This is a genomic window from Streptomyces sp. B21-105 (assembly GCF_036898465.1).
GTDB lineage: Bacteria > Actinomycetota > Actinomycetes > Streptomycetales > Streptomycetaceae > Streptomyces.
The window spans coordinates 9,044,491-9,059,087 of sequence record NZ_JARUMJ010000001.1 but is presented as its reverse complement, the minus strand read 5'-3'; the positions used below and the strand labels follow the sequence as shown (position 1 = coordinate 9,059,087).

Here is a 14,597-nt window from a genome sequence, read left to right as displayed (position 1 = left end):
TCCGGACTCGTCCGGGTTCGGTCATGGGATACGTGGATGACGCGGGTGCTTCCGGGTCGGTTCGAGTGCGTTGACCACTGGCCGTGTTGGTCCGGCCAGCGAGCCACACGACGCCTCGGACGACATCGCGTAGGGCCGTCGCGACCACCGGAGCGTTGTGCCGCCGGGGGCCTGGGCCGCGTCCCGCCGAAGGTGCGTCCTTGGTCCAGCGGGGGTTGTAGTGGCGGCGGAGGTGTTCCAGGGCGGCCATGGTGGAGTTGGCCCTGGCTTTGCGTCTATGTGGCCACGTCGCGCAACGTGGCATCCGAGACGGTGTGTTCGCCTTGGTGGAAGTAGAGGCCGCTGGGTGTCCTGTGGCGACGGAGTTTTAGCGCGTCGATGACGGAGCGGAGTTCAGAGGCGCTGTCGGGTCCACCACACCCTCAGCTGTCGGCTCTCCGCTCCGCCTGAGTCCTCGTCGGCGCGCAGGCCGGGAGCGTCCGAGGCGCGCAGCTCAGCGCGCAACAGACCTGCCCAAGGGGATCGTCGTCCAGGGGGCATCGTCACGCGCATCTGTCACACGCTGCACCGGACCCCCGGAGGCAAGGGCCCCGGCCCTTGCGCCACAACCGCTCTTGACCTGGAGCGCGCTCCAGATACGAGCATGAGCGGCATGAACACCACCGACCCCCAAATCGTCCTCGGAGCAATGGACTTCGGCACCCGCGTCGATCCCGACCGGGCCTTCGCGATCCTCGACTCCTTCGTCGCCGGCGGCGGTATCTGGCTCGACACCGCGAACTGTTACTCCTTCTGGACCGACCCCAGTGGCGTCGGCGGCGCCAGTGAGCGTCTGATCGGCGCGTGGCTCCGAGCCCGTCCGGGTGCTCGCGACGTGGTACGGATCGCGACGAAGGTCCGGCAGAACCCGCTCGTCCCGCACTCCTGGCCGGGGAGCGCCGAAGGGCTTTCCGCCCGCGCCGTCCATGCCGGTGTGGAGGAGAGCCTGGGACGTCTGGGAGTCGAGCACATCGATCTGCTGTGGGCCCACGCCGAGGACCGCACCGTGCCGCTGGAAGAGACGGTCGGCGCCTTCGGTGAACTGGTCGCAAAGGGGGTGGCCCGGCGGGTGGGGGCGGCCAACCACGCCGCCTGGCACGTCGAGCGCGCCCGGTCACTCGCGCGGGAGCAGCGCGTGGAACCGTGGACGGCCCTGCAACTGCGCCACTCACTGGTGCAGCCGCGCCCGCTCACCTCCCTCGCGGAGGCCGGCCATCGCCTGCTCGGCGCCGAGGACCTGGACCTCGCGCGGTCGGAAGGGCTCGCCGTGTGGTCCTACAGCTCGCTGATGTGGGGTTCCTACGTGCGCGCGGACAAGCAGCTTCCGCAGACATATGATCACCCTGGGACCGTTCAGGTGCTCGCGGTCCTGAATGACGTCGCCGACGAGCTCTCGGCCACGAGGAACCAGGTCGTCCTGGCATGGCTGATGCGGCAGGGCATCGATCCCATCGTCGGCGCGAGCCGGGTGGAGCAGATCGAGGAGGCACTCGCTGCACGCCGGGTGCGGCTCAGCGACGAGCACTTCGCGCGCTTCGACGAAGCCCGGTAGCAGCTGCCAAAGGAGCCCCATGACCACCATCACCCCGGCAACAGCCGTCGAGCGCACTGGCGTCTCCATCGACACACTGCGCTATTACGAGCGCGAAGGGCTCATCGGCCCGATCCGGCGCTCCGCCGGCGGGCGCAGAGAGTACACCGAGGACGACCTTTTCTGGATCGGCCTGGTCACGTGCTTCCGCGAGGCCGGCCTCGGCATCGCGGACCTGCGGGGGTTCATCGCCATTCTGCGCGCTGAGCATCCTCCGGAGCACCGGGTCGCCTTCCTTCGCGAGCGCCGTGCCGCCCTGGAGCAACGGGTGTCGGCTCTGTGCCGGGCCATGGAAGTTCTCGACGAGAAGATCGCCTACTACAGCTGAGCACCGGGCGCACCCGCACTCTTTCAAGGCTGGTATATCCCATAGCGGGCGGCTGAGCGGGAGCAAATCCAGCAGCTCGGCCAGTGAGCTTCAGCCGGACAACTGAGGGCCGGACGACGCGAGACCAGGACGCGTTGGCGGCGACTCTCCGCCGTACGCCAGGCCCTGCTCGCCCCGGCCCACCTGCGGTGACGCAACACATACGCCCAACTCGCCGCAGAATTCGGCATGGGGGCGCGACTGTTTGCCGTTACATACGTGAAGCCGTCGCGGCTCTGTCCACCCTCGCTCCGCCCTTGGAGGAGGCGATGAGGACGATCCGGGGAAGGCGTTCGTCATCAGAAGAGAGGGCAGTGGTTGTCGAATGTGAGGTCACACTCCTTGCCGACTCCCCCTCATACTCCGGCTGTAGGTCTTGATCCTGCTGGCGAAAGCCGGTGCGAGGACGGGTGCGGCCACCGTCGATCTCGTGGGTGCCGCGGGCTGACCCGGGGGTCGGTGGCCCCATCCCATATCGCTGATGCCGACCGGCTCCTGACGGTAGGTTGATCAGATGCGTTTAACAAAGTATGGCCATGCCTGTGTGCGCATCGAGGACGGCAATCGGGCGCTCGTGATCGACCCGGGGATCTTTTCCGAAACGGAAGCCCTGTCCGGCGCCACCGCCGTGCTCATCACCCACGAGCACGAGGACCACATCGACGTGGGCAAGCTCGCCGCAGCCCGCAAGAGCCATCCCGCGCTGACCGTCCACACCCACGCCGCCCTTGCCGCAGCCCTCGGCAACGGCGCGACCGCCGTCGCAGGGGGAGACACCTTCACCGCGGCCGGGTTCACCGTGCGCGCCGTCGGCGGCGAGCACGCCGAGATCATCGACGGCCTACCCGGCTGCCCCAACATCGGCTTCATCGTCGACGGCGTCTACCACCCCGGGGACTCCCTGTTCGTCCCCGTCGAACCGGTTGACACACTGCTCGTGCCGGCATCCGGTCCATGGCTGAAGCTCCGCGAAGCCATCGAGTTCGTCCGCGCCGTACGGCCGACTCGGGCGTTCCCCATCCACGACGCCAACCTCAGCGACATCGGGATGCAGAACTTCGACGCATGGCTGACGGAGGAGCACCCAACTGACTACGCCCGCATCCCACTGGGCGAGTCAGTCGACCTCAACAAGCCCGACTCCCGGCGATGACTCCCGCCCTCCGCATTCGTACGTCCACAGACCCGCGCGGGTATGCAGGACGGTGTAGGGGCCGCGGGCGAGCGAGGGGTTGACCGCGGGCTTCTGCGTACGGTTGAGGACGAAGGACGCGCCCGCGTACGACGGGACGCGGGCCGGCTGTCGTAGTCCAGCCGGTCAGCCCGCCGTCCACGGGCGGAGTTTGTCGGGGTTGCGCACTGCCCAGATGCGCGCGATCCGGTCGTCCGCGACGTCGAACGCGTACACGGCCACGGTGACGCCTTCGTGCTCGATCACCAGACCGGCCCGGCCGTTGACCGTGCGCTCCAGGACCGTCAGGCTTCCGGACGCCCGGACGGCGAGGTCGGTAAGGTAACGCGCGATCCCTTCGCCGCCCTCAATCGGCTGGAGCGCGGCGGCGACCACGCCGCCGCCGTCCGCAGTGAACGTCGCGCCGGGGGCGAGGAGTCTGACGAGGGCGTTGATGTCCTGCGCGTCCCACGCCTGCTTGAAGTCCCTGACGAGGCGCGCCTGGTGGGCTGCCGGGGCCGCAGGGGGCAGGGAGGCGCGGGCGCGGCGCCGGGCGGAGGAGGCCAGTTCGCGGCATGCCGCCGGGGTGCGGCCGGTGATCCCGGCGATCTCGGCGAACGGGTAGCCGAAGACGTCATGCAGGATGAGTGCGACGCGCTGAGCCGGGCTCATGGATTCGAGGGCGACGAGGAACGCCATGCTCACCGACTCGTCGAGTGTGACCCGGTCGGCCGGGTCCGCGGGGTCGGTCGCGGCGCCTGGGCGCCCGCTGATCCAGTCGGTCCGCTCGGGCAGCGGCTCTGGGATCCATTCGCCCATGTAACGCTCGCGCCGGACCCGCGCCGAGCCGAGGAGGTCCAGGCACACGCGGGTGGCGACCGTCGTCAGCCAGGCGCCGGGAGACTCGATGGCGTCCTGCTGCTGTCGGGACATGGCGTACCAGCGGGTGTAGGTCTCCTGGACCGCGTCCTCGGCCTCGGCCAGAGAACCGAGGAGCCGGTAGGCGAGACCGATCAGCCGCCGCCGCTCGCTGATGATCGCGTCCAAGCCCGCGTCGGACTCGTCGTGCCGTGACTTCGCGTGATCGGTCATGGTTCCGGTGGCTCCCTGATCTCGGATCGTCCCTCGGCGGTCCGACGAGACAGCACGTCCGATTGTCAGGTCTTCGACTCTCCCTGACGTTCCGCGGGGTCGTGTCGTCGTACCGCTCACAGACACCAACGGCCCGGGGAACCCGGGTGGGACACCTCAGGAGACAGCGATGACCAGGATCGGAATACTCATCGGCAGCACCCGCCCCGGCCGCAAGGGCGACCAGGTCGCCCAGTGGGTCCACGAGCGGGCGGCCCGCCGCGGCGACGCCGCATTCGAGGTGATCGACCTGCTCGACCACCCGCTGCCGCATCTGGACGAGCCTCTGCCCGCGCTCGCTGGACGGTACCAGCACGGGCACACCCGTACATGGGCTGACACCATCGCCCGCTTCGACGGATTCATCATGGTCACCCCCGAGTACAACGCCTCCATCCCCGGCGTGCTCAAGAACGCGATCGACTACCTGTACGCGGAGTGGACCCACAAGGCCGTTGGGTTCGTCTCCTACGGCGCTGGCGGCGGCGCCCATGCGGCCCGCCAGTTGCGGGCACTGTGTGAGCTCCTCCAGATGGGTGCAGTGACCCCGCAGGTCTCGCTGTCCCTGCGCACCGACTTCGAGGACCACGCGAAACTCAAGCCGGGCGCCCACCACGTCAGCGCCCTCGACACACTGCTGGATCACGTCGTCGCCCAGAGCACCGAAGGACGGACAGCCACCCCCACACAGCGCGAGACGGACGAAGCCGCGATCCGCCGCCACATCGACGGGATCATCGACGCGATCGAGGCCAAGGACCTCGAGGGTCTGAGGCGGCTCTACTCGACGGACGTCGTGTCATTCGACATCGATCCGCCGCTCCAGCACGTGGGGATCGACGCGAAACTCAAGAACTGGGCGAACGTGTTCACGTTCTTCCAGGAGGTGACCTACGAGGTGCGCGACCTGATACCCACCGTGGGCGAAGACGTGGCGTTCACACACGGCTTCGGCCGCCTCAGCGGCACGCTGCCCGACGGGACGGCGGCGGGCGGCATGTGGGTCCGGGTCACCTTCTGCTTCCGGAAGATCGACGGCGAATGGCTGATCACGCACGACCAGGTCTCCGTACCGCTGGACATCCTGGGCGGCAAGGGGGTCGTCGACCTCGAACCGTGACGTCAACGGCCCCGCCCCGCCCCGCCCGGCGGCGCGGGGCGGGGCGGGGCGGGGCAGGTCGCTGTCCGTCGGTAACAGCCCCCACCGTCACCAGGCCGCACACACCGCACCCAACCTCCAGCACGGGTGCTGCAGGTGCTGCAGGTGCTGCAGGTGCTGCAGGTGCTGCAGGTGCTGCAGGTGCTGCAGGTGCTGCAGGTGCTGCAGGTGCTGCAGAGGTCAGGCGTATGCGTAGTCGGACGACGAGTACTCCGAATAGCAGCCGGCCATCGGGCGTGCAGTCCGCCGGGCAGCGACACCACCTCGTCCGGCAGGACGGTGCCCGGCAGATACGACTCGCAGGCGGACTGGACGGCCAGGCGAAGCGTCAGCCGCAGCGCCAGCAGGTCGCGCAGCCGCAGTTCGTCGGTGCCGGCCAGCAGCAGCCCGCTGTCCAGCGGGGTGAGCAGGTCGACCTGCCCGTGACAGGCGAAGTGCGCGGCGTCGGCGTCGGCGTCGGCGTCGGCGAGGGCGTCGCGGACCGCGGCAGCGTGGGCAGCCGGGCCGCGCAGCACAGCGGAGCTGCTGCGCCGGGTGGTGGCGCGCGAGGAGCCCTCGGACCCCGACGATCCGTGGCCGTCCGGCGCGCGCAACGCCGACATGCTGACCACTCTCGCGTCCGTGCTGCGCACACGGTATTTCGCCACCGGCACCCCCGCCGATCTGGCCGACGCCGTCGTGTGGTTCGAGCGGGCGGTACAACACGACGGCAGGTCCGCGCGGGCGTTGGGCACCCCGGGGGTGGCCCTGTCCGAGTTCTTCGGGTGTACCGGCTCCGTCCGGGATCTGCGCCGTCCGGAGGAGTGTCTGCGGGAGTCGCTCGCCGGTACGGACGCCCGCTCGCCCGAACGACCGGCCCGGCTGGCGCACTTGGCTTCGGTGCTCGCCGACCGTTACGTCCACGAGGGCAGGAACGCCCTGGACGAGGCCGTGGCGTTGTACACCGAGGCCGAGCGCGCCGCGCCGCCGGGATCGCCGGAGCACGCGGCCCACAGCAGCGGGCTGGGCACCGTCCTGCTGACCCGGCACGAATGCCAAGGCGACCTGGCCGATCTGCGGGAGGCGGTGCGCGCCCACGAGCGGGCGGCGACCTCGCCGGGACCCGAACGGGACGACGAGGCGCTGTACCTGGATCAGTGGGGACGAGTCTGCGGCTGAGCGCCCGGCGGCTCGACGACGCGGCCGAGGCGCACCGGGCGGTCGGGATGCACGAGCGGGCCGTCGCCCTGAGCGGCGACGGCTCGCCCGATCTGCCCCTGCGCCGGGGCAACCTCGCCGCGGCGCTACGGCTGCACGCCGAACTGGCCGGGGACCGCGCCTCCTTGGAGCGGTCGGTGGAGCTTCATGAGCAGGTCCGGCGGACTGTCCGGCGAGGAGTCGCCGTACACGGCCACGGTGTTGACCAACCACGCCGCGGCGCTGCGTGCCACGGCGCAGCGGACCGGTCAGCGCGCGCCGCTCGACGAGGCGATCGGGGCACTGCGCCGTGCCCTCCGCGCCACTGCGCCCGACTCTCCCGAACGGGCCGGCAGGCTCAGCGAGTTCGGTCACAATCTCGCCGACCGCGGACAGTCGGGGGACGCAGCGGAGGCCGTGCGCGCCTACCGGGAGAGCTGTCGGCTCGCCGACCCGGACAACGTACCGGTGCGGCTGGTGGCCGGCCGCGCCTGGGGCGCCTGGGCGACGCGCCGGGAGGCCCACGAGGAGGCCGCGGAGGCGTTCGACCACGCGGTGGACGCCGTCGACCTGCTCGTCCGAAAACAACTGACCCGCCCCGCCGCGGAGATCTGGCTGGCGCGGGCGACCGAGGTGGCCGCGGAGGCCGCGCACGCACACGCGGCGACGGGTGCCCCCGCGCGGGCGGTTCTGCGCCTCGAGCGCGGCAGGGCCCGCCTCCTGTCCGCCGCGCTGCGCACCACCGACACCGATCTGCGGCGGCTCCGCGGTACCGACGCCGACCTGGCCGGACGCTTCCGGCGCGCGGCCGCCCGGCTGCACGGCCTGGAGCACGCCGCCCTGCCCCGCGACCCGGAGCACGGCGGTCCTCCGCCCGCGCTGAGCACGGCCGCACCCCGGCCGCTCCCCCTGTCCGGCCTGCGTACGGAGGCCGTGGTCACCCCTGTTCGGTCGGCATGGTCCAGAGTTCGCCGAACCGAGGTGTGGCGGGGACGGGTGACCATGGAGACGACGCCGTCGGCGATCTCCTCGACCGCCGGGGCCTCGGTCCGCGCGAAGAATCCGTCGACCTACACGACGTTGCCGGCACGGAAGAGCCGGGTGCCCTGGCAGCCGGGGCGGGCACCGGCCGTGTCGGCGCCGCGCTGGTGTCAGCGCTTGACGCGGTTGCGGACGGCGAGGACGGCCAGGCCCAGCAGGATGGGCTCGGTCAGGCGGGAGGCCATCTCGATGTAGGTGCCCGCGAAGGACGCCGAGTCGAACCAGGCGTCGCCCGCGAAGGACTCCGACTTGAACCAGGCGTCGCCCGCGAAGGACTCCGACTTGAACCAGGCGGTGTCCTCGGAGAACGCCGACCCGCACATGGTGTCGCCCTAGAAACACGCTTCTTCGAAGTCTGCGGCGCCGATGCGGGGGCGGCGGGTGGTGGGATCGTCGAGAGCCCAGAGAAGGTCGCTGATGAGATCGGGACTGAACGTGGTGCCACGGTGGTCGATGTCCGCGCCGGGAGCCAGTCCTGCCAGGCAGGCGCTTTGCTCGGCGGGTTCCGGGTGGGCGAGGCACACCGTGTGTCCCGGCACGTGAATGCCGCGGCAGCCGAAGCGCGGCGCACGCGCGCAGGGCCGCCTGGTGGGCGCTGAGCGGCGCGGCCACCCACAGCGAACACCCCTGGCCTCGCCGGATGGACCACCCGCCTCGCAGCGCATCGCGCACCGCGACCTCGGCGGCGTCCTGAAGATACTCGGCGAACAGGCCGGGCACGTCATGCTCACCACCGGATCCGCATCTGCGGCCGCCGGCTGCGCCACGCTCGCCCCACCTTCACACGCCCGCCCCGCGTGCACCGCAAACGCCCCAGGTCCATCCTGAGAAGGAGGACCGCGACGGCCGCTCCTGCGCTTGAGGAGGCCTCGATGACCGCCACGCACCATCACCACACCCCCGACCTGTTCGCCCTGTCTGACGTGCGCGGCCCGGTGCTGCGCCCGGGGAACGAGGGCTACGACGCCGAGGTCGCCGCCTTCAACCTGGCGGCCCGGCACGCGCCCGACGTCGTCGTGGGTGCGACAGGTGCAGACGACGTCGTCAGAGCTATGCGCTGGGCCGCCGCCACCGGAATCCCCGTCGCCGTCCAGGCCACCGGACACGGCGCGAACTTTCCTGTGGACGGCGGACTGTTGATCAACACCGCCCGGATGACCGACGTACTCATCGACGTCGAGGCGCGCACTGCGACCGTCGGCGCCGGTGTGAAGTGGCGGCTGCTGCTGGAGGCCTCGGTCCCGCACGGCCTCGCCGGGCTCAACGGCTCCGCGACGGACGCCGGGGTGGTTGGGTACATCCTCGGCGGCGGGCTGCCGTTGCTCGGCCGGGCCTACGGCTTCGCCTCCGACCTGGTCCACTCCTTCCAGGTCGTCACCCCGGACGGCACCCTGCACGAGACGGACGCCGACCACGAGCCCGACCTGTTCTGGGCGCTGCGCGGCGGCAAGGGGAACGTGGGCGTGGTGACGTCCCTGGTCACCGGGTTGGTACCACTGAGCCGCGTCGTCGGCGGGGGCATCTACTGCGCCGGCGAGCACGCCGAGTCCCTGCTGCGCGCCTACGCCGACTGGGCGCCCACCGTGCCACCCGAGATGTGCACCGGCTTCACCCTGCTGCGGTTGCCCCCGATGCCGATCATCCCCGAAGCGATGCGCGGCCGCTTCCTCGCCCGCGTCGCGGTCGCCTGGACCGGCGACGCGGCCGAGGCGGATGTCCTGCTGGCACCGCTGCGTGCGGCCGCGCCGGTCGAGTTCGACACGGTGGCCGACCTGGACTACCGCAAGGTCGACGAGATCTACCAGGACCCGCAGGACCCCATCCCCGCCCGCGAGTGCTGCGCGCTGCTGCGCGACCTGACCCCCGAGGCCGTGGACACCCTTCTGGAGCAGGCAGGCCCGGACGCGGGTGAGGACTACCCGCTTCTCATGGTCGAACTGCGTCACATGGGCGGCCGACTGGCCGAACCGGCTCCCGTCGAGGACGCGGTCTGCGCCCGCGACGCCGCGTACCTGCTGGAATCGGTCGGCGTCCTGGCAGGCCCGGAGGCCGCCGCCGCAGTGGAGGCGGCCACGGCCGCCCTGTACACCGCGATGACCCCATACGGCACGGGCCGCACGATGGTCAACCTGCACGGCGCCCCGGGCGACGACACCGACCGCGCCCGTGCCTGGACCCCAGCAGTCCACGACCGTCTGCGCCGCACGAAAACGACGTATGACCCACAGAACCTGCTGCGCTACGGCCACACCGTGCCCCTGCGATAGGACCTGGCCGCATGCGTGGTCGCCTTCACCGTCACCGCCGGCCAGGCAGGTGACGCACGCGCCTTCGAGACCGTGATGACAGGCATCCGAGTGTCCCGCTCCAGCCCGGGCGGACCCCGGCCCGTCCCTGGCCGTTCTGGCCGACCGCGCCTGTTCCTCACCCGCCATCCGCAGCCACCTGCGACGCAGCGGCATCCGTGCAGTCATCCCGCAGCCCTCCGACCGAGTCGGCCACCGCCTGCGGCGAGGCCGGCTCGGCGGCCGTCCGCCCGGCTTCGAATGATTCAGCCTGTGGCTCACGCCCCATCAGTTCGTCGTCGCTCTCGGCATAGGAGTCGGGATGCGGAAAGGGAACGGCCAGCAACTCGCGCCGCCACTTCTCATTGTCGGCCCACCACCAACCACGCCCCATCCGCTCAAGCCGGAAGAGCGCCCCGCCCGCGCTCACCTCGCGCAGATACGTCCGGTACTCCTCGGGAAAGGACACACCGAGATCACGTTCGGCCTCGACGATCTCAGCCTCAGTGAGAGGTGGCTCCGTCATGGGGCGAGCCTAGTCGGCGTCATGCAGACCATCGGTCCGCTCACGCGGCCCTCAGCACCATGGCTGAATCAGGCTGCTCCAAGAGACACGACCTGGAGTCGCCGTGCGGCGGGGCCGGTGACCGGCTCGTATGCGAGGGCTGTGCGGGCGGGTGGTGCGCTTGCCGACCGCTCCTTGCGGGCTTCGAAGCCCTGGGCGACGGCCATCACGATTTCCAGCCCGTGCTGTGATGACGCTCTTTGAAATCGGCTCTGACCGCGATTGCGTGAGCTCGGTCCGGGAGTGGCTCAGTTGGGCGGCCGAGGTTCTACGCTGACGAGGTGATGACGTTGGAGGGGGGCCTCGTGCCCCGCCCGAGCGCCCGCGTGGTGCTGGTGGATGACGCCGATCGGCTACTGCTGTTCTCCGCACGGAGCAAGGCGAGGGGTTCTCTTCGCTGGTTCACCCCAGGAGGCGGTGTGAAGCCAGGCGAGAGCCACGAGCAGGCAGCCTTGCGGGAGTTGCGGGAGGAAACCGGACTGACGAACGTCTCGTTGGGCCCGGAGATATGGCGAGGGCGACCTTGGGCGATGGTCCGGGAAGGCGTCGCCTACGAGGTTCGGCAGCGCTACTACATCGCCCGGGTGTCCGCGTTTGACGTCGACACCTCGGCTTTCGAGGACACAGAGAGGGCCGCGATCAGCGGGCACCGCTGGTGGACCGCCGCGGAGTTGGTCGCGACGTCCGATGTTCTGCGACCGGCTGAGTTGCCAGAACTGCTGGCGTCTTTGCTGGTGGATGGCCCACCGGCCCAGCCGGTCACCGTGGACGGCTGATCCTTGCCGGGTTGTCCGTGATCACGGCTGTGCGAGGATCCGGGTGCGGAGAAGCTGAAGACGAGGCCCGGCCACACATGGCTCTTTGATGGTTTTCACCCGGTTTACGTGGCCCTCGACCACGCCGGAACTCCAGGACAAGGTGGGGTCGATGGGGTCGGCCACGTCGTCCCCGACGATCAGCCACCGCCCCGGCCGTTGCCCGGGCTTGGGGGCCGGCCAGACCACGGCTTTTCGCGGCCTGTCCAGGGGCTTCGGGGTCAGCCCGGCACAGTTCGATGCCGGCCTGCCCGTATCCGCTCACCTGGCTAGATCTATGGGGACCCCCGTCGTCGGTGCTTCGCCGGTGCCCGTCGCACTGACGTCGTCGGCGAAGTGGTCCCCGAACCCGTCTCCACACTCGCGGCGACCGCGTGTCGATCACAGGCGAGGGCGGTTCAGCAGCCGGGAGAGCACGATGGCGCTCTCGGTCCGCTCGACAGGAGCGGTGGCGCGCACGCGCTGGATGGCCTGCTCCAGGTGGGTGATGTCTCTGGCGAGCATGTGGACGACCGCGTCGGCGGCTCCGGAGACGGTACAGGCTTCGACGACCTCCGGAATATCCTCCATCGCGCGGCGCAGTTCGGCGGGGGTGGGGTTCCCGGTGCAGTAGACCTCGACGAAAGCCTCGGTGTGCCAGGCCAGCGCCTGAGGATCGACGAGAGCGGTGAAGCCGCGGATCGCACCCGTGGCCACCAGTCGGTCGAGACGCCGCTTGGCTGCCGGCGCGGACAACCCGGCCGCCTTGCCGATCTGGGCGTACGTGGCGCGGGCGTCGCGCAGCACGCAGCGGACGATTGCTTGGTCGATGGCGTCCATGCCTTCCCTCCCGGTCTCAGAGTGGCCGACCACGGCGCAAGAATTCGCCGCAACCTAGCCAATCTTGCAAGAAATCGGTGATGGAGAGAAGCAAATGGCGATTGTTTGCACCGGCTGCCGAACATAGTCTCCCGCTGTCCAGATGTCACGAGACAGGAGCCTGCGGAGATGACGGCAAGCCTGAGCGATGTGGAAGCCACGGCGCTGGCCGCGGTGGATGAGGCGGCCATCGCCCACTTGCTGCTGGAACTTCTCGCTGTGCCCAGCGTGACGGGAAGCGCCGCGGAGTCCGAGCTCCAGCACGCTCTGGCCCGGCATCTGGAGCGTATGGATCTCGAGGTCGACCTGTGGTCCATGAACCTGCCCGAGCTGCGCGAGCATCCGCGATTTCCGGGCTGCGAGGCCCCCCGCACGGAGGCGTGGGGTCTGGTGGGAGGCACGCCGCAGGTCGGCGACGGGCCGAGCCTGGTCCTGCAGGGGCATGTCGACGTCGTCCCTCCCGGGGACCTGGCGCAATGGCCGGGTGACCCGTTCCAGCCGCGGGTCACCGGGGACGTGGTGCACGCCCGGGGAGCATGCGACATGAAAGCCGGCGTGGTGGCGATACTCGCCGCACTCGCGGCGATACGGGCCGCGGGCGCAAGGCTGCGCGGCCAGGTGTCCGCGCACTTCGTCGTCAGCGAGGAGGACGGAGGACTCGGGGCGTTCGGCACCCTCCTGCGCGGGTACACCGGTGACGCCTGCGTCATCACCGAACCGACCAGTGGCGCGCTCATGACCGCGAACGCGGGCGCCCTGACCTTTCGCATCGACGTACCCGGCCGGGCCACCCACGGCAGCACCAGGTACGCCGGAGTGAGCGCCATCGACGCCTACTTGCCCGTCCACCGCGCGCTCGCCCGCCTGGAGGCCCGCCGCAACACCGGCGCCGATCCGCTCATGTCCCAATACCCCATCCCCTACCCGCTGTCCGTCGGCACCGTGCAGGCCGGCGACTGGGCCAGCAGCGTGCCCGATCTGCTGGTGGCCGAAGGAAGACTGGGCGTCCGGCTCGGTGAGGACCCGGCCCGGGCCCGCAACGAACTGGAGGCGTGCGTGGCGGAAGCCTGCGCTGCCGACCCCTGGCTGCGCTCCCGCCCCGCCATGGTGACGTGGCCCGGCGGTCAGTTCGCCAGCGGACGGCTCCCGACCGGACACCCGCTGGCCTCGCTGGTCGCCGACGCCCACGTCGACGTCACCGGCGGCCCCCGGCCTGCCGAGCAGGGCGCCCCGTACGGCAGTGACCTGCGTCTGTACGCCGGGGCGGGCATCCCCACACTGCAGTACGGCCCCGGCGACGTCACCCTGGCCCATGGTCCGCGGGAAAGCGTTCACGTCAGCGAGGTCGTCACCGTCACTCGGACACTGGTACTCGCCGCACTGCGCATGGTCGGCACCAAGTAGCAGCCACCAGCGCCTCGCCCTCCCGTGCTGCCCGCAGCCGGTTCGGCGAACACTGGGAACCTCACTCCAGCTGGCGCCCACGGTGGACGGCTACTGCCAGGACCCGGCCGGGCAAGGTCGCGGGGCCGGTCAAGCGGCATCGGCGAGGGGACGTCCGCCCCGACGGATGCCCTCTCGCTGCGGATGCGGGCACGCTCGCGGCGCTGGGCTGCCAGCACGTCGGAGTGACGGGCATTCGCGTTGCGCCGGCGCAGACAGGCGTGCAGGGCCCGCGTCTGCACGGTGTGGTTGCGGTGGTTGCGGTGGTTGGAGTTGGCAATGGTGAACTGCCGCAGCAGCCCGAAGTGCGCCCCGATCGGTTGGCCCACGACGCGTACGCCGGCGAGAAGCAGAGCTCGACGCGGTTATGGGTCTGGCCGGGCTTCAGTGGGGCGGGTGGTGGCCGTCTGAACGATCAAGTCCTCGTCGTCAGGACCGAGCGGCCGGCGGGAACCGGGGCTCGGTGATCGCCCTGGTCGCGGTTGACGATGACACACCGAGCTCGAACCCGTCACCGCGGCCCTGGTGGCCACCGGCTCGCAATGACACGCAGAGCCCCTCGCTCCTGCCTCGCAGGCCGGGTGCCCAGTGGCGTCTGCGCCGCTGGGCCAGTGCCTTGGCCGGAGACACACCGGCTCCTCTTCGCCTCCGTCCCCGTGCCCGAGGACGTGACGCCCGAGCGGCCGGCGAGCCTGCCCGCACTTCTCCGGTGGGGCGGGTGTCTGCACCGGAAGGCGTTCTGCCGATCCGACGGCACCCGGTCGACGAGGAACGGCTCGTCCAGCCGTCCGGAGCGGATCCCCCAGGCGCCGATGATCGCTTCGGCGATGCCGGCCGGCGGCAGCCCCCGGTCGCGATCGCCCCGCGTGGCCGCCTACTTGACCGCGGCCGGCGCCGTGATCATTCGGGGAACTCGGCGACGGCCGTTCCGGTGATCGCGAGCTTCTCCACGGCCC

The 14,597-nt window shown here is 70.7% G+C and carries 13 protein-coding genes and 4 pseudogenes; 11 read left to right on the top strand and 6 right to left on the bottom strand.

Translation table 11 applies throughout. The features are described from left to right. The first annotated feature begins 652 nt into the window (after positions 1 to 652). The 4 genes and pseudogenes from QA802_RS40570 (at position 653) to QA802_RS40555 (ending at position 3,150) form a co-directional block, all read left to right on the top strand. Entirely contained in the window at positions 653 to 1,591 is a 939-nt protein-coding gene (locus QA802_RS40570) for an aldo/keto reductase (RefSeq protein WP_334533981.1), read from the top strand. Positions 1,592 to 1,610: 19 nt separating this feature from the next. Next, positions 1,611 to 1,958 carry a MerR family transcriptional regulator gene (locus QA802_RS40565; RefSeq protein ID WP_334533979.1) on the top strand — a complete coding sequence of 116 codons (348 nt, stop codon included), beginning with the start codon at positions 1,611 to 1,613 and terminating at the stop codon, positions 1,956 to 1,958. A gap of 102 nt (positions 1,959 to 2,060) precedes the next feature. Next, positions 2,061 to 2,365 (top strand): annotated as a pseudogene (locus tag QA802_RS40560) (transposase family protein); the annotation flags it as partial. Positions 2,366 to 2,511: 146 nt separating this feature from the next. Continuing rightward, complete coding sequence (locus QA802_RS40555; protein ID WP_334533976.1) at positions 2,512 to 3,150, top strand: MBL fold metallo-hydrolase; 639 nt, start codon at positions 2,512 to 2,514, stop codon at positions 3,148 to 3,150. Positions 3,151 to 3,315: 165 nt separating this feature from the next. On the opposite strand, the gene sigJ is transcribed toward QA802_RS40555, so the two are convergent. Beyond that, entirely contained in the window at positions 3,316 to 4,260 is a 945-nt protein-coding gene (sigJ, locus tag QA802_RS40550; RefSeq protein WP_334533973.1) for an RNA polymerase sigma factor SigJ, read from the bottom strand. 169 nt (positions 4,261 to 4,429) lie between these two features. Between sigJ and QA802_RS40545 the strand changes: the two genes are divergently transcribed. Next, positions 4,430 to 5,419 (top strand): NAD(P)H-dependent oxidoreductase, encoded by a 990-nt coding sequence (locus QA802_RS40545; RefSeq protein WP_334533970.1) that lies wholly within the window; start codon positions 4,430 to 4,432, stop codon positions 5,417 to 5,419. A gap of 2 nt (positions 5,420 to 5,421) precedes the next feature. Here QA802_RS40545 and QA802_RS40540 read toward each other — a convergent pair whose 3' ends face one another. After that, a complete protein-coding gene (locus QA802_RS40540) occupies positions 5,422 to 6,060 on the bottom strand; it encodes a CHAT domain-containing protein (RefSeq protein ID WP_334533967.1) in 639 nt (212 codons plus the stop codon). On the opposite strand from QA802_RS40540, the gene QA802_RS40535 reads away from it, so the two are divergent. Together QA802_RS40535 and QA802_RS40530 are read left to right on the top strand one after the other, a co-directional pair. After that, on the top strand, positions 6,059 to 6,616 hold the full coding sequence (locus QA802_RS40535; RefSeq protein ID WP_334533964.1) for a hypothetical protein: 558 nt from the start codon (positions 6,059 to 6,061) through the stop codon (positions 6,614 to 6,616). The genes QA802_RS40540 and QA802_RS40535 overlap by 2 nt on opposite strands. A gap of 186 nt (positions 6,617 to 6,802) precedes the next feature. Beyond that, positions 6,803 to 7,870, top strand: coding sequence for a hypothetical protein (locus tag QA802_RS40530; RefSeq protein ID WP_334533961.1), 1,068 nt, complete (start codon positions 6,803 to 6,805; stop codon positions 7,868 to 7,870). Here the strand turns inward: QA802_RS40530 and QA802_RS40525 are convergent. Further along, positions 7,786 to 7,998 carry a hypothetical protein gene (locus QA802_RS40525; protein ID WP_334533958.1) on the bottom strand — a complete coding sequence of 71 codons (213 nt, stop codon included), beginning with the start codon at positions 7,996 to 7,998 and terminating at the stop codon, positions 7,786 to 7,788. The genes QA802_RS40530 and QA802_RS40525 overlap by 85 nt on opposite strands. A 549-nt stretch (positions 7,999 to 8,547) precedes the next feature. Between QA802_RS40525 and QA802_RS40520 the strand changes: the two genes are divergently transcribed. Together QA802_RS40520 and QA802_RS40515 are read left to right on the top strand one after the other, a co-directional pair. Beyond that, entirely contained in the window at positions 8,548 to 9,942 is a 1,395-nt protein-coding gene (locus QA802_RS40520) for an FAD-binding oxidoreductase (RefSeq protein WP_334533955.1), read from the top strand. An 18-nt stretch (positions 9,943 to 9,960) separates the two neighbouring features. After that, positions 9,961 to 10,222 (top strand): annotated as a pseudogene (locus QA802_RS40515) (IS5/IS1182 family transposase); the annotation flags it as partial. 117 nt (positions 10,223 to 10,339) lie between these two features. Here QA802_RS40515 and QA802_RS41845 read toward each other — a convergent pair. After that, positions 10,340 to 10,486: pseudogene (locus QA802_RS41845) on the bottom strand (SMI1/KNR4 family protein); the annotation flags it as partial. A 323-nt stretch (positions 10,487 to 10,809) separates the two neighbouring features. Here QA802_RS41845 and QA802_RS40505 point away from each other — a divergent pair. Further along, complete coding sequence (locus QA802_RS40505; RefSeq protein ID WP_334535190.1) at positions 10,810 to 11,301, top strand: NUDIX hydrolase; 492 nt, start codon at positions 10,810 to 10,812, stop codon at positions 11,299 to 11,301. A gap of 420 nt (positions 11,302 to 11,721) precedes the next feature. Here the strand turns inward: QA802_RS40505 and QA802_RS40500 are convergent, their stop codons facing one another. Further along, positions 11,722 to 12,159, bottom strand: coding sequence for an Lrp/AsnC family transcriptional regulator (locus QA802_RS40500; protein ID WP_306945068.1), 438 nt, complete (start codon positions 12,157 to 12,159; stop codon positions 11,722 to 11,724). 168 nt (positions 12,160 to 12,327) lie between these two features. Here QA802_RS40500 and QA802_RS40495 point away from each other — a divergent pair, with 168 nt between their 5' ends. Next, positions 12,328 to 13,602, top strand: a complete 1,275-nt coding sequence (locus tag QA802_RS40495) for an ArgE/DapE family deacylase (protein ID WP_334533947.1) — start codon at positions 12,328 to 12,330, stop codon at positions 13,600 to 13,602. A gap of 129 nt (positions 13,603 to 13,731) precedes the next feature. On the opposite strand, the pseudogene QA802_RS40490 reads toward QA802_RS40495, so the two are convergent. Further along, positions 13,732 to 14,008, bottom strand: a pseudogene (locus tag QA802_RS40490) (IS630 family transposase); the annotation flags it as partial. Positions 14,009 to 14,597: the final 589 nt, after the last annotated feature.